Here is a 15,205-nt window from a genome sequence, read left to right as displayed (position 1 = left end):
TCAATGCAACAGGATCCTGGCCTTCAGCGGCATCTCATCGATCTGCTCGAAGCGCCGCAAGCGTGCCAGGATGGCTTCGTCCAGTACGTGTTCCTTGTTCAGCAGCAGCACGCCGGACTTGGTGCGCAGGTCCTCGGCCAGCTTCATGCCGACCCTCAGCTCGGCCGGGGACAGCAGGCGGGTCTGCTGTTCCAGCGCCATGCGCTGCTCTTCCATCATGGCGATGAAGGTGTTGACCACCACCGGGTCATAGCGATGGCCGGCATGCGTGCGCAGCATGGACAGCGCTTTCTCGGGACTCACGTTGTGGCTGGTGATGCCGCCATTGCACAGACCTTCGAAGTCGCGCACCACGGCCAGGATGCGCGAGCCCAGCGGGATGGCGTCGCCTGACAGGCTTTCCGGCACGCCCCGGCCGTCATAGCGCTCATGCTGGTGGCGGATGATCTCGCCGGTCTCGGCCAGGGTCGGGATGGGTGTCAGCAGCATCTGGCCCTTGACCGGATGCCACAGGAACCGCTGCAATTCATCGCTGCTCATCTTTTCGATGGGCCTCTTCACCAGTTCATCGGACAAGTCCAGCTTGCCGATGCCGTGCAGCATGCCGGCCATCATCATCTCCTTGGCGTGATGGCTGTTCATGCCCATGCGCAGCCCCAGCTGTTCGCACCAGCGTGCGATGCGGGCGGACTGGCCGTTGGCCAGGCCGGCGCGCAGTTCGCTGATGTCGGAGAACACGTGCAGCATGGAGAGGAAGGCTTTCTGTTCCTCTTCCTGGGCGTTCTCCAGGAACAGGACGGTCTGGCGCAATTCTTCCGTACGCGCCTGCACCTGGCGTTCCAGCTGGCGGTTGAAATCGGCCAGTTGCAGGTTCTGTTCGCGCACCTTGCGTTCCAGCGCCATCTTCTGCTTGCGCAACTGCTGTTCCTCCAGCGCGTGGGTCACGACCATGAGCAGCTCGCGGTCTTCCCAAGGTTTGGACAGGTAATGGTGGATGCCGCCATCGTTGATGGCCGAGATGGTGCTGCCGATCTCGGAATACCCGGTCAGCAGGATGCGCATGGTGGCCGGCCATTGCTGCTTGACCTGGGCCAGGAACTGGGCCCCGTTCATGCCGGGCATGCGCATGTCGGAAATGACCAGGTCGACATCGGCGCTGGCCAGGATGTCGAGCCCGGCTTCGGCGCTGGTGGCCGTCAGCAGGCGATAGCCCTGGGGCCGGAAGGTACGTTTCAGGGCCGACAGGATGCTCTGTTCATCATCGACCAGCAGCACGCAGGGCGGCGGCAGGGCGAACGGGTCGGCTTGTTGCAGGGTCTGGAGTTCCTGGCTGTGGATGGCGGTCATGATGCGTCTCCTGGTTCGCCCGAGGCCTTGCTCGGCGGCTGGGCGCTGGCGGGATCGATGGGCAATTCGATCCGGAAGGTGGTGCCTTTGCCCGGTGCACTGCTGACATGAATATCGCCGCCATGCTTCTTGATGATGCCGTAGGACAGCGACAGTCCAAGCCCGGTCCCGCTACCGACCGGCTTGGTGGTGAAGAAAGGTTCGAAGATGCGGTTGATGTGTTCCGGCGCGATGCCGTGCCCGGTATCGCTGATGCAGACGGCCACGCGCTGGCCGCAGCGTTCGGTGCGGATGGTCACGCTGCCGCGCTCCTGGATGGCCTGGGCGGCATTGACCAGCAGGTTCATGAAGACCTGGTTCAGTTCCGAGGCCAGGCACTTGATCATGGGCAGCTCGCCGTATTGCTTGATGATGGTGACCTTGTATTTCAGCTCGTTGTTGGCGATGTTGAGCGTGCTGTCCAGGCCGCGATGCAGGTCGGCCATCTGCCAGTTGCTCTCGCCGGTGCGCGAGAAATCCTTCAGCGACTGCACGATGTTCTTGACGCGTTGCAGGCCCTCGTTGGATTCGGCCAGCAGCTCGGTCACGTCTTCGCTGAGGAATTGCAGGTCGGCGCGCTCCTCGAAGGCCTGCACCTCCGACTGCGCCACGCTGGAGGGCAGGCTGCCGCTGGTGACGCACTGGTACAGCTTGATGCCTTCGAGCAGCGTGGCCACGTAGTTGCCCAGGGTGTTGAGGTTGGCGTTGACGAAGCCGATCGGATTGTTGATCTCGTGCGCCACCCCGGCGGCCAGCTGGCCGATGGAGGCCAGCTTCTCGGACTGCATCAGCTGGGCCTGGGCCATCTTGAGCTGTTCGATCAGGGCGCGCTGTTCCTCGGCCTGGCGCTGCAGGGTGTCTTCCATCTGCTTGCGGCCGGTGATGTCGGTCATCAGGCCGATGACTTCCAGCGGCGTGCCCTCGGCATCGCGGATCAAGCGCAGGGTGTCGTGCATCCACAGGTAGCTGCCGTCGTGGGTGCGGAAACGGTATTCGTAGATCTTCTGGTCTTCCACGAACAGCATGGCCAGGCTGGAGAAGATTGCGGCGGTGTCGTCTGGATGGATGTGGTTGAACCAGAAGTTGGGATCGTCCAGCATCTCCCAGGGCTCGTAGCCCAGCACGCGGGAGGCGTTTTCGCTCACGAACGTGAGCTGGAAATCGCCCGAGGGCACGCTGCTGTAGATGATGGCGGGGGTGTTGCCGATGATGTGGCGATACCGTGCATTGGCCTTGACCAGCGCCCGGGTGTCGGGCGCGTCATCGGCATGGGTGCGTTGGCTGGCGCACTCGTTGGCCATCAATGCTTCGCTGTGTCCCATGTTCGCCTCCTCAGCGATGGCTCCGGATCAGGGGCTGGAGCCGCGCCCTCCAGGTCAGGCAGCGCGGGGCAGGGCCACACGCTTGTTTTCGTGCGTGGGCGAGGCCACGGCCGTGGCTGCCATGCCGTCCAGGTTGAACACGCTGATGGCCTGGATCATCTGCTGCGTCGACTCCTCCAGGCTGCCGGCGGCGGCCGCTGCTTCTTCCACCAGCGCCGCGTTGCGCTGGGTCACTTCATCCATCAGGACCACGGCTTCGTTGACCTGCTGGATACCGGTCTGCTGTTCGCCCGAGGCGGCGGTGATCTCGGCCACGGCGGTGGCGGCCTGCGTGACTGCGCGCATGATGCCGCCCATGGTGTCGCGCATGTCGCCGGCCAGCTTCACACCGGTACCGACCCGCTGTGAGGATTCGTCGATGAGCTGTTTGATTTCCTTGGTGGCCTGGGCCGAGCGTTGTGCCAGGTTGCGCACTTCACCGGCGACCACTGCAAAGCCGCGTCCCTGTTCGCCGGCGCGCGCTGCTTCCACGGCGGCATTCAAGGCCAGGATATTGGTCTGGAAGGCGATACCGTCGATCAGTCCGGTGATCTGCTTGATCTGCTCGGCACTCTTGTGGATGGCATCCATGGTGTCGTTGATGTGACGGATGGACGCTTCGCCATCGCGCGTGGTGGTCAGCGCTTCTTCCACCAGGCGGTTGGCCTGACGGGCGTTCTCGCTGTTCTGGGTCACGGTGGAGGCCAGCTCTTCCATGCTGGCAGCGGTTTCTTCGAGGCTGCTCGCTTGTGATTCGGTACGCGAGGACAGGTCCATGTTGCCGCGTGCGATCTCGCCGGTGGCCTGGGCAATGTGCATGCCGCTGCGGCGCACGTCGCCTACCGATGCCACCAGATTGACCCGCATCTGCTCCATGGCCTGCAGCAGGGAACCCATTTCATCGCGGCGCGCCTGCAGGTCGGCGGCCGACAGATCGCCGCCCGCGACCCGGCGCGCCTGCGCCACGGCACGCCGCAAGGGGTTGAAGATGCGCGTAGCCAGGGTCATGCGCAGGAGCGCCAGGCTGCCCAGGGCGACGCCGGTAGCGGCCAGGGTCGGCAGGCTGCTGGCGTGTTCGGCACACTGCCCGTTGAGGAAGGCCAGCGCACAGATGCCGGCGGCCGCAGTGCCCAGGCCCAGATCCAGCCGTGTCTTCAGCGATACCTGCGAGACCTGGCGCAACTTGCCGCGCAGGCCGGTCGGCACCACTTCTCCGCGATGCACGGCGATGCCGGCGCTTTCCTTCTTGAGTTCCTTGTAGGCCTGCTCGGCGGCGGTGATCTCGGCGCGCGTGGGCTTGGTGCGTACCGACATGTAGCCGGTGCATTTGCCGCGTTCCCAGATCGGCGTGACGTTGGCCTTGACCCAGTAGAAGTCGCCATTCTTGCAGCGGTTCTTGACCAGTCCGGTCCAGGGCAGGCCGGCCTTGAGCGTGCTCCACAGGTCGGCGAAGGCCAGCTCCGGCATGTCGGGATGGCGCACGATGTTCTGCGGGGCACCAATCAGCTCTTCTTCCGTGAAGCCGCTGATGTGGATGAAGGTCGGGTTGACGTAGGTGATGCGGCCTTTGATATCGGTCTTGGAGACGATCGAGGCATGGGCATCGATCTCGCGTTCTTGTTGAGTGACGGGCAGGTTGAGACGCATGATCGATTCCCGAAAAATTGATTGATGGAATCATTAAAACACAAATTCATTGAAATTGCTAAAAAAATGATTCTTTAAGGGAATAACCGGTAAATTCGTTGTTGCGGCCCCACTGTGTTATCAAGGCGAAAACGCTTTTTCAATGCGCTTGAAATATCTCATTAGTCATTGATTTATAAGGATAATATTAGTTTATTCAGGCGTGGTTTACGGACTTTTCCCAAGCCATGCAAAGACGATTCACTCATTTGTAAAATGATTAAATTGATTTAATCGCTTAATCGCGATCTAATGATGAGCATCAGACAGAAATTCCGGGGCAAACGGGCCGCGAAGCAAGCGGCAGCACAAGGGGGCGATGTGAACAACAAGAACAAGGTGGTGGTCCTGACCGTCATTGCCACCATCGTGGCGGCCACGGTGCCGGTGATCGGCATGCTGTGGCTGTCGCGCCAGGCGGTGGTCCAGTCCGAGCACGAGCGCCTGACGCGCTATGCCGAGTCGGTCGTGGATCGCGCCGAGGCCACTTTCCAGAATACCCAGCGGGCGCTGAAGTCGATGTCGCCGCTGCTGCTGTTTCCCTGCTCGGATGAGCACATCGCGCAGATGCGCCTGATCGCCGTCAGTTCCGGTGCCATCGAGGAAATGGGCTACTACGAATACGGCCAGCTCAAGTGCACCTCCTGGGATCGCCGCGCGCAGGCGCTGCGCCGTCCGCAGCCGGAGGCGGTGTTCACCACGGCGGACGGCGTCGGCGTGGCGCTGGAACAGGCTTCCTACATCAGCGATGGGCCCAGCATGATGTCCATCCAGTACGGTGCCCATGCGGCGCTGGTGCATCGCGAACGCTTTGTCGACGTGGTGCTGGAAGATGGCGTGCATGTGGTGCTGGCGCGCAACGGTTTCGGGCTGGTCGCGCAGTACGGCATGCCCATCGCCAGCGGCATGGCCGGTCGCGCCTTGCGCGGCGTGGGCAACCAGGATTTCGATGGGTTCTTTGTCTCCACCGTCAGCCGCGACGGCTGGACCGCCGCCGCCATCATTGACGGCCAGCATGTGGTGGAGACCATGACCGGCGAGCAGCGCTGGTTCCTGCCGGTGGGCGTGCTGCTCGCGCTGGGACTGGTGATGCTGGTGCTGCGGATATCGCAGGCGCGCCTGTCGCCGCTGGCGGATTTGCAGCTGGCGGTGCGCAAGAAGGAGTTCATTGTCTACTACCAGCCCATCATCGAGCTGGCCAGCGGCCGCTGCATCGGTGCCGAGGCGCTGATCCGTTGGCGACGGCCGGATGGCAGCATCGTGCGGCCCGACCTGTTCGTGCCGCTGGCCGAGGAGAGCGGACTGATCCTGCCCATGACCGATCAGGTCATCGCGGCCGTGGTGCAAGAACTGGGCGATACCCTGCGCGCCGACCGGGCCCTGCACGTGGCGGTCAACGTCGCTGCCCACGATATCAAGACCGGCCGCATCATCGACGTGGTCAGCCAGACGCTTGCCGGAACCGACATCCGCACCGAGCAGTTGTGGATGGAAGCCACCGAACGCGGCTGCATGGACATTGCCTCGGCCCGCGTGACGCTGGCACGCGCGCGCGAACTGGGGCATTCGATGGCGCTCGATGACTTCGGGACCGGCTATTCCAACCTGCAATACCTGCAGGGCCTGCCCATGGACGCGCTCAAGATCGACAAGTCCTTCGTCAGCACCATCGGCACGGGCGCAGCCACCAGCGCCGTGATCGATCACATCATCGCCATGGCCAAGAGCCTGAATCTGTTCATCGTCGCCGAAGGCGTGGAAACCCTGGAGCAGGCCGCCTATCTGGGCCAGCACGGGGTCGACTTCGCCCAGGGCTGGCTGTTCGCCAAGCCCTTGCCGGCAAACGAGTTCATTGATTTCTACCGGGCCACGCTGGCCGATTACGGTACCGGGCCGGAGAGCATTCGCAGCGACCGCACGGACCTTGCGTCCACCCCCTTGAATGCCTGAGCGCCACAGGCTGAATTTTCCGGCCTGATCCGTGCCGGGCCGTGCTCAGTTCAGCATGGCCCTGCTGCAGTGGCACGCACGCGCAAGGCCAGCGCCAGTGCCTGATCCATTCCCGCCATATGGCGTACCAGCATGGCCGGGATCATGCCCATGACGATATCGGCCAGCGGCGCGTTGCCATCGTCCAGATAAGGCCGCAGCCGGTGCAGCAGCGCCAGCAGTTCCGCATGGTCGCGGCGATGGGCACGCAGATCGCTGTAGCCCATCTCATCCATCATCTTTTCTTCTTCCCGGAATCCTGCCTCGATCTGCGCCACCAGGGCTGCATAAGCGCTGGCAAAACCGGCTGGCGGCACGATCGCCAGCGCGGCCACGCTCTCCAGTACCTCACGGTGCTCGGCATCCATCTCCGCCAGCAGGGCCGGAATGCGCTGGGCCAGTCCGTTGCTGTCGGCAGACGGGGCGAGGGAAACGACACGATCGGCAGTGGGAATCATGGCCAGCCTCCTGATACAGGGCGCGACCGTACGCGGGTCGGGGCGGAGACATCCGCATCGCCGGCAGGGCGCGGGCGTGCCGGAGGGATGTTCACTGCCGATTCTAGGAGCCTGGCCTCGAAATAATTTGAGATAGCTCAAGCCAGCCCGGATTGGCGGGGTGCTGCACCGCGGCCATATGAAGAAAAGCCCCACGGCACCGTGGGGGTGGCGTGGGGCCGGTCTTGCCGGCCGACGGGGTGTCGGCCGTGCGCTTGTAAAAAGCGCCGTTCCTGGCTCTGCAAGTAGGTGCCGTCAGGGGGGCAGCACCTTGCGCAGCATTGCTGCCAGTTCAGGCGGGGAAAACTTGGCGACATAACCATTGGCGCCCACCGAACGCACATGGTCTTCGTTGGCGGCACCGGTCAGTGAAGAATGGATCACCACCGGCAATTGTTTGTAGAGGTCCGAGGCCTTGATCTTGCGGGTCAGGGTGAAGCCATCCATCTCCGGCATTTCGAGGTCGGTCAGCACCATGGCGACCTTGTCGGTGAGCGGCTTGTGTTCCTGTTCCGCTTCGCGGGCCAGCTCCTGCAGTTTCTTCCAGGCTTGCAGGCCGTCGGTGGTCATCACGTAGGGCAGCTTGAGATCGGTCAGGCACTGCTCGATGAGGGCGCGTGCCATGCGTGAATCGTCGGCGGCCAGTACGACCGATCCGGGCTTGATCTTCAACTCGTTGCTGCCCGGCGTCGGCGGCTGCATCTGTTCCTTGACCGGCGAGACCATGTTGAGGATCTGTTCCACGTCCAGCACCTGCACCAGGCGGCCACCATCCTGGGCCGAGTCGAGGCGGGCGATGCTGGTGACCACGTTGCCGGAGGCATTGGAGTCGGCCGGCAGGACCTGGCTCCAGTCCAGGCGCACGATCTCTTCCACCGATTCCACCGCGAAAGCCTGGGTGTGCCGGGCGAACTCGGTGATGAGCAGGATGTTCAGTCCATGGCCCGGCTTGCAGCCGGCCACTGCCGGCAGGTCCACCACCGACATCACCTGGCCGCGGATGTTGACCATGCCCAGCATCGGGGAGCGCATGCCGGCGGCGGCGGTGATGTCCATCATCGGGACGATCTCGCGGATCTTGAAGACGTTGATGCCATACAGCTCGCCCGGCTTGTCGGTGGTCCCTTCCGGGTTGCCGAGGCGGAACAGCAGCAGTTCGAACTTGTTGCTGGAGGTCAGGTTGGTGCGTTCGTCGATTTCTTTTTGAAAGGCGTCCATGTCGTCCTCGGGTCTTCAGAATTGTTCCCAGTCGCCGTTGTCGGCGCTGTCGTGTTGGCTTTTGGCCGGTGTGACCGGGCGTGTCGCCGGTGCAGTCTGGCCCAGGCTTCTGGCACGCGGTGCGGCCACTGCCGGACGGGCCGGAGTGATGTTGCGCGCCGCGGCGGCGGCCATCGCCGGCTTGGCAGGCTTGGCATGCACCGTGGCCGGAACGTCGCTGGCATCAAGGCGGAACACACCCACCGTCTGGCTCAGGCGCGCTGCCTGTTCCTGCAGCGCCTTGGCGGCGGCGGCAGCCTGTTCCACCAGGGCGGCGTTCTGCTGGGTGTTTTCATCCATCTGCACCACCGCATTGTTGATCTGCTCGATGCCCTGGCTCTGCTCGGCCCCGGCGGCGGTGATCTCGGCCACGATGTCGGAGACGCGCTTGACGCTGGCCACCACCTCGTTCATGGTCTGGCCGGCTTCGCCGACCAGCTTGGTGCCGGTATCGACCTTCGCCACCGAATCGTCGATCAGGGCCTTGATTTCATGGGCGGCCGAAGCGCTGCGCTGGGCCAGCGACCGCACTTCCGAGGCGACCACCGCGAAGCCGCGTCCCTGCTCCCCGGCACGGGCCGCTTCCACGGCGGCGTTCAGGGCCAGGATGTTGGTCTGGAAGGCGATCCCGTCGATGACGCCGATGATGTCGGCGATTCTGCGCGACGATTCATTGATGGCATCCATGGTGTGAACAACCTTTCCCACTACCTGGCCGCCGGCTTCGGCCACCTCCGATGCGTTGACCGCCAGCTGGTTGGCCTGGCGTGCATTGTCGGAGTTCTGGCGCACGGTGGAAGTCAGTTCTTCCATGGCCGACGCGGTTTCTTCGAGGGCACCGGCCTGTTGTTCGGTTCGGGAGGACAAGTCCATGTTGCCGGTGGCGATTTCGGCCGAGGCGGTGCTGATGGTGTCGGTGCCGGTGCGGACTTCCTGCACGATGTTGAGCAGGTTGTCGTTCATCTGTTTCAGGGCGGCCATCAACTGGGCGGTTTCGTCGCGGCCGCCGTCGGTGGGGATGCGGGCGGTGAGGTCGCCTTCGGCCACCTGGCGGGCAATCGAGACGGCCTGGGTCAGCGGACGCGAGACCAGGCGGGCAATCCACCAGGACAAGGTCAGGGCCAGCACGACGCAGGCGGCGATCAGTACGAAGATGGCCATGCGCGCTTGCTCGTACACCTTGCCGGCTGCCAGTTCGGAGGCCGCAGCGCCTTTGGCGTTGACCTCGGTCAGTTCATTGATCATGTCCTGCAGCTTGCGATAGACGGGCGTGGAGTCGGCAGTGAGGACGGTATAGGCTGCCTGCTTCTGGCCATCAATGAACAGCTTTTCCATGCGCTCGTGGGCGGCCTTGTAGGCGGCGATGTTGCGCCCGATTTCGGGTTGCAGCTCCTTTTCGCGCGGGTCCGAGACCAGAGTGGCATAGCGCGCCATTTCCTTTTCGAGGAGCGCCATCTGCTTGTTGCCGCGTTCGCGCGCCGCCTGTTCTTCCTTCTTGTCGTCGGTCAGCACCTGCTGCATGTCGAAGCTGCGCGAACGAGCCAGCGCCAGGCTGATCTTGGACAGGCTGTCGATGCTGGGCAACCAGTCACGCGCCAGTTCGGCAGAACTCTTGTTGACTTGCTCAAGCTGGATCAGCGAGAAGCCCCCCAGGCCCACAATGAACACCAACACCACCAGGAAACCGGCGTTGAGCTTGTGGGCGATCTTCAGATCGTAGAACCATTTCATGATGACACTCCTGATCAATGCGCTGTATTTGGAATAGTGATGTGCGCTCAGGAACCATCATAGGACGGCCAAACAAATAAATCAAATAAAACAATTTAAGCAGTTGTTTTATTTCCTTAAGGATTTTCCTGAATCCTGAGGAAATTTGGCGTTTTCATGCTTTCTGCAGCCACTTTTCGACGGCATTCATCAGCCCGACCTGGGTGAAGGGTTTGCTGAGGTAGTCGTCCATGCCGGCGTCGAGGCAACGCTGGCGGTCGCCTTCGATGGCGCTGGCGGTCAGGGCGATGATGGGCGTGCGCGGGCGGCCGTTGGCCTGTTCAAAGGCGCGGATTTCGGCGGTGGCCTGGTAGCCGTCCATGATGGGCATCATGCAATCCATCAGCACCAGGTCATAGCTGGCACTGCGGAGGGCATCCAGGGCCATCTGGCCGTTTTCCACCTCTTCCAGGATGCAGCCGCGGCGCGCCAGCAGGATGCGCAGCAACTGGCGGTTGATTTCGGTATCTTCGGCCACGAGGATGCGCGCCCCGGTAAGGGGCGAAGCTGCCCCTGCAGGTGCAGGCGGCGGCGTCAGCGCCGACAGCGGGGGCATCTGCGCGGGAGGCGCTGGCGGGAAGGAGGCGGCGCTGGCGGGGGCTTCCGGTGCAAGTGAAGCCTTATTCTTCATTACCGTCTCCGGGGCCGCGTCCGGGCGGGCTTCCGCCACCCCTTCCGGGCAGAGGATGTCGAAACTGAATTTGGTGGACTGCCCCGGCACGCTCTGGCAGGCGATCTTGCCGCCCATCAGTTCCACCAGATTCTTGCTGATGGCCAGGCCCAGCCCGGTGCCGCCGAAGCGGCGCGAAATCGAGGTGTCGGCCTGGGTGAAGGGCTGGAACAGCTGGGCCAGCGCTTCCGGGGCAATGCCGATGCCGCTGTCGGCGATGGCGAAGAAGAGCCGCCAGCGCTCCGGACTTTCCTCTTCACGTTGCGCCGACATGCTCAGCCGCACATAGCCGGCCTGGGTGAATTTGATGGCATTGCTCAGCAGGTTGCCCAGCACCTGTTTCAGGCGCGAGGGGTCGCCGACCAGACAGAGCGCGTCGTCGCAATCGATGCGCACATCCAGCTGCACGTCCTTGTTGTGGATCGAGGGCCGGTACAGTTCGGCCACCTCACGCACCAGCCGCGCCGGGTGGAAGGCCACGCCCTCCAGATCCAGCTTGCCGGATTCGATCTTGGAAAAATCGAGGATGTCGTTGATGATGCGCACCAGTCCGCCGGTGGCGTTGTGGATGCTGTCGGCATAGTGCTGCTGTTTGCTCGACAGGCCCGATTCCATCAGCAGTTCGGACAGGCCCAGGATGCCGTTCATCGGGGTGCGGATTTCATGGCTGACCATGGCCAGGAACCGCGACTTGGCCTGGTTGGCATGGTCCGCTTCTTCCTTCAGTTCTAGGGCCAGCTGCGCATCCTGTTCGCGCCGCCGGACCTGGCGCAGGGCCACGCCGAAGCCGCCGATGAGGCCGACCAGGCTGATGGCCGCCACCAGCATCAAGGGATACATCGATTCCAGCCATTCACTGAAATAGACCTTGTCGGTCACGCCGATTTCCAGGTACATCGGCGCATTGCGTACCGGCCGGTGGATGCCCAGCCAGTGCGCCTGCATGAAGTAATAGGGTTGCTTGGCGTCGGTGCCGGGCGGGCGCGGCAGGTGCAGGTCGGCCAGCGGCTTGATGTCGCGCCGCACGGTGGTGTCGTGCACCAGGGAGGTGGCGATCAGGGGTTTCTCGTCCTCGCGTGCGAGCAGGATGGAAAAGGGTTTGTCCTTGGTCACCGCACTGAAGAAATCTTCAAAGAACGCGCAGGGCAGCGCCACCACCACGATGGCCAGCATGCGGCCCTGGCGATCATTGATGCGGCGGGTGAGATAGAAGGTGGGTACGCCCGCCGCGCGCGAATTGACCGGTTCGCTCAGGAAATCCTCGGTCGAGGCATTCTGGCTGTGATGAAAGAAGTAGTCGCGGTCGGTGAGGTCCAGCGGTGGCGGCGGAAATACGCGGGACAGGCTGATGATGCGGCCCTGCGCATTGCTGATGCCGATGCCCGAGATGAAGGGCAGGCCGCGGATCTTTTCGCGCATGGTCCGGGAGTACTCGGGCGTGCTGACGTGTTCGCGCAGCTGGGCGTCATCGCTGACGTTGGCGGCTTCGATGTCGGACTGGATGCTATCCAGTACCAGCCGGGCCGAGGAGATGGTCTGGGCGGTGCTTTCGGCCAGCACCGTGGACAGCGTGGCCAGGTCGTTGCGCCAGTCGTTGAGGCTGGCGCGGTACAGCAGGCTGCCGGAAATGAAGACGGTCGCCGCCAGCAGCCCCAACAGCAGGGCACCGAGCGTGACGGCGGATTTGCGGATGCGCGGCGGTGCGGGCGGCGAGCCGGGAGCAGGCGTGGATGGCGTCATGGGCAGGGCGGGCAGGGAAGATGCGCCCGTGCAGGTCAGGACTGGGGAAAGGAGCGCGCGCAGCGCCCGATTTCATCCAGCACCAGCGCGAAGCTGGCCTGCAATTGCGCCAGTTCTTCCGGACGCGGCGTCTGGCCGTTGCGGGCGGCCTGCTCGGTCTGCTGCAGCAGCATCGTCAGCGCCTGGGCCTGGAACATGGCGCTCATGCCTTTGAGGCTATGGCTTTCGTGCCGGCTGCGCTCGGCATTGCCATCCCGGGCAGCCTGTTCCAGCCGGGCAAAGATGGCCGGCGCGCTGTCGGCGAAGGTGCGCGCCAGTGAGGCGACGGTGCCGGTGTCCCCGCCCACCGCTTCCAGCAGTTGGCTCGGGTCGATGTGGTGATAATCGGTCAGTGACTGGCCCAGTTGCACGGTAATCCCCTCTGTTCTCATGGCTTGGCGGCCGATTTACTTCGGCTCTTGCAGCGGCAATGTGAAGCTGAACGTCGATCCTTGATGTTGTTTGGACTGTAACATGAGTTGGCCCCCCATGAGCGTCACCAGCCGTTGCGCGATGGTCAGCCCGAGGCCCGCGCCGTCCTTGGCGCGGCGCTCACTGTCATCGGCCTGGGTGAACTTCTCGAAGATGGTATCGAGTTGCCCGGCGGGAATGCCGATGCCGGTGTCCTTGATGCGGATCGCCAGCTGGTCGCTGCTGCGGTCAACTTCGACCAGCACGCGCCCGGTGTCGGTATAGCGCACGGCATTGCCGATCAGGTTTTCCAGCACGCGCAGAACCTTGCGCTGGTCGCATACGATGATCTGCGGGACGTCGTCGCTGATACGGCATTCCAGCTGCAGGCCCTTGGTCTGGGCCGCCTGATAATGGCGGGCGATGGCCTGGCTGACCAGTTCGCGGATGTTCTCCGGTTCCCGATGCACGGCCACGCGGCGGTCTTCCAGGGCGGTCACTTCGAGGATGGACTCGACCAGTTCCAGCAGGCGGTTGCCGCTGTCATGGATGGCGGTGGCGTATTGCGCCAGCGGCGACTCGCCCAGTTCCTCACGCAGCGCATCCGAATAGCCCAGCACGCCGTTGAGCGGGGTACGGAATTCATGCGACATGTTGGACAGGAAGCGCGACTTGGCGTGGCTGGCCTGCATGGCTTCCTGGCGGCTCCGCACCAGCGAGCCGGCCATCCAGATCAGTGCGGTATTGAAGATCAGCACGGCCAGCGTGATCAGCGACGCCTGCGTCAGGGTCCGGTTGCGCTCACGGTAATAAGGGGCCAGACGTTCCTCGATATCCATGCCGACAGAGGCATAGAGCGGATAGTCGCGCAGCTTGTGGAAGGCATAGATGCGCTCGCGGCCATCGATGCGGCTGGCCGCTTCGATCACGCCGCTGCCCTGCGCCAGCATGGCGTTGTAGACCTTGCCGCCGCTGACCTGCTCGCCCATGGCATCGAGGTCGCCGGTGCGGCGCACGCGCGCCACGCCGTCGGTGCCGACGAGAGTGATGACACCATGGCGGCCCACATCAATCTGGTGGTAGAGGCTGGTGAAATACTGGGGATCAATGGAGACCACGATCACGCCGCCAAAGCCGCCGTCAGGACGGTTGATGCGGCGGGTCAGCTGCAGCGACCATTTCTTGGAGACGCGCCCGAGCACCGGCTTGCTGATGAACAGCTTGTCTTCGCCACCCTGCATGTGCACCTGTACGTGCTCGCGGTCGGCCAGGTTGAGCGGAGTGAAGGGCTTGCTGGAGAGCACCACGTCACCCTTGGCATCGACGATGGTGAAGAGGTTGTAGACATTGCGGGCCACCAGGCCGTTGGAGATCTCGGTAGCCAGGTCCAGCGACTGGCCGCGCTCTGCATAGCGATAGCGCAGATAGAGCGCGGCCTGGTCGGCGGCCTCGATGGTGCGGTAGGCATGTTCGAGGAACAGCCGCGACAGCGACTGGGCATCGCGGCGGGCATCCTGCAGATGGTTCTCGCGGCTGGCGTTGAGTTCCTTGAACGCCCCCAGCCAGAGACCGCAGATCAGCAACAGCGAAAACAGGCCCAGGGCCAGGCGCAGGTCGATGCGCGCGAACCGGAGGGGGAGAGGGGGGTGTTTCCGGTCATCCATGGCACTGCTGGCCTTTCTTGGTTGATCCCTTAGCGGGTCTCGCGCTCCCTGCGGGCACAGCAGGCCCGCATGTAACCGCGCAATTCATCAAAATTGACCGGTTTGGGGAAGAACACCACCCCGGCCGGAATACCGCCGCGCATGGCCATCTCTTCCGCATCCAGGCTGCTGACGATGGCAATGCTCACATCCTGCAGCTCCGGATCGTGGAGGATGGTCTTGACCACTTCGTAGCCATCCATGCCTTCCATCACGATATCGGCCAGCACCACGTCGGGTTTGCTGCGCGCGATCTCCAGCAGCGCCTTGTAACCGTTGTCGCAATACACCAGATCCAGCGGCAGGCCCCAAGAGCCGAGGGCACCGGCATACAGCTCGCGCTGCAGGCGGTTGTCCTCGATCACCAGCACGGCGGTGCGGCCGTTGCCGGGACGCGCTGCCGGACTGCTGCGTCCGTGCTCGGCCGTCTCGCCGGACGACGAGGAGCCCGGCGTGGACTTGTAGGCATGCACCGCCGCCAGCGGAATGCGGCGGTGCCCGCCCTTGGTCTTCCAGGCCTCAATGATGCCGGCCTCCACCAACTGCTGGACGGAGGACACCGAGATGCCCAGGATGTGCGCCGCTTCCTGCGTGGTGCACACCTCGGAGCTGGTTGTCTTTGCGGTTTTCATAAATTCATTATCGGTATTTTACACAAATAAATCAAATTCATTAGATAGAATTTGAATTCGGTAT

General features: G+C 63.4%; 11 protein-coding genes. 1 reads left to right on the top strand and 10 read right to left on the bottom strand.

Translation table 11 applies throughout. From position 1 onward, the window contains the following. Genes JOD78_RS20620 through JOD78_RS20610 form a run of 3 tightly spaced genes read right to left on the bottom strand, consistent with a single transcriptional unit; the run spans position 1 to position 4,394 of the window. The gene (locus tag JOD78_RS20620) at positions 1–1,347 is read right to left on the bottom strand and encodes an HD domain-containing phosphohydrolase (RefSeq protein WP_121043620.1); all 1,347 of its coding nucleotides are present in this window, start codon (positions 1,345–1,347) and stop codon (positions 1–3) included. Continuing rightward, complete coding sequence (locus tag JOD78_RS20615; RefSeq protein ID WP_199725104.1) at positions 1,344–2,708, bottom strand: ATP-binding protein; 1,365 nt, start codon at positions 2,706–2,708, stop codon at positions 1,344–1,346. The genes JOD78_RS20620 and JOD78_RS20615 overlap by 4 nt, the downstream gene beginning before the upstream one ends. Positions 2,709–2,762: 54 nt before the next feature. Continuing rightward, positions 2,763–4,394, bottom strand: a complete 1,632-nt coding sequence (locus tag JOD78_RS20610) for a PAS domain-containing methyl-accepting chemotaxis protein (protein WP_209567525.1) — start codon at positions 4,392–4,394, stop codon at positions 2,763–2,765. A 360-nt stretch (positions 4,395–4,754) separates the two neighbouring features. On the opposite strand from JOD78_RS20610, the gene JOD78_RS20605 reads away from it, so the two are divergent. After that, positions 4,755–6,383, top strand: a complete 1,629-nt coding sequence (locus JOD78_RS20605) for an EAL domain-containing protein (RefSeq protein ID WP_121043981.1) — start codon at positions 4,755–4,757, stop codon at positions 6,381–6,383. Positions 6,384–6,433: 50 nt separating this feature from the next. Here JOD78_RS20605 and JOD78_RS20600 read toward each other — a convergent pair whose 3' ends face one another. The 7 genes from JOD78_RS20600 to JOD78_RS20570 all read right to left on the bottom strand — a co-directional run bounded on the left by JOD78_RS20600 (position 6,434) and on the right by JOD78_RS20570 (position 15,141). Continuing rightward, on the bottom strand, positions 6,434–6,880 hold the full coding sequence (locus JOD78_RS20600; protein WP_121043615.1) for a hemerythrin family protein: 447 nt from the start codon (positions 6,878–6,880) through the stop codon (positions 6,434–6,436). Positions 6,881–7,174: 294 nt separating this feature from the next. Further along, positions 7,175–8,137 (bottom strand): chemotaxis protein, encoded by a 963-nt coding sequence (locus JOD78_RS20595; protein WP_121043612.1) that lies wholly within the window; start codon positions 8,135–8,137, stop codon positions 7,175–7,177. A gap of 15 nt (positions 8,138–8,152) precedes the next feature. After that, positions 8,153–9,907, bottom strand: a complete 1,755-nt coding sequence (locus JOD78_RS20590; protein WP_209567523.1) for a methyl-accepting chemotaxis protein — start codon at positions 9,905–9,907, stop codon at positions 8,153–8,155. Between the two features lie 154 nt (positions 9,908–10,061). Beyond that, entirely contained in the window at positions 10,062–12,356 is a 2,295-nt protein-coding gene (locus JOD78_RS20585; protein WP_209567519.1) for a response regulator, read from the bottom strand. Between the two features lie 35 nt (positions 12,357–12,391). Then, the gene (locus JOD78_RS20580) at positions 12,392–12,787 is read right to left on the bottom strand and encodes an Hpt domain-containing protein (RefSeq protein ID WP_121043605.1); all 396 of its coding nucleotides are present in this window, start codon (positions 12,785–12,787) and stop codon (positions 12,392–12,394) included. A 15-nt stretch (positions 12,788–12,802) separates the two neighbouring features. Further along, positions 12,803–14,470: an ATP-binding protein gene (locus JOD78_RS20575; protein WP_199725103.1), complete on the bottom strand. Its 1,668-nt coding sequence runs from the start codon at positions 14,468–14,470 to the stop codon at positions 12,803–12,805. Positions 14,471–14,499: 29 nt separating this feature from the next. Continuing rightward, the gene (locus JOD78_RS20570) at positions 14,500–15,141 is read right to left on the bottom strand and encodes a response regulator (protein WP_134136643.1); all 642 of its coding nucleotides are present in this window, start codon (positions 15,139–15,141) and stop codon (positions 14,500–14,502) included. Between the last annotated feature and the right edge of the window lie 64 nt (positions 15,142–15,205).

Origin of the sequence: Herbaspirillum sp. 1130 (assembly GCF_017833835.1) — a bacterium.
In the GTDB taxonomy this organism is placed as follows: Bacteria; Pseudomonadota; Gammaproteobacteria; order Burkholderiales; family Burkholderiaceae_D; genus Herbaspirillum; species Herbaspirillum huttiense.
The sequence above is the reverse complement of the archived record's forward strand: the minus strand, read 5'-3'. Positions and strand labels throughout refer to the sequence as shown.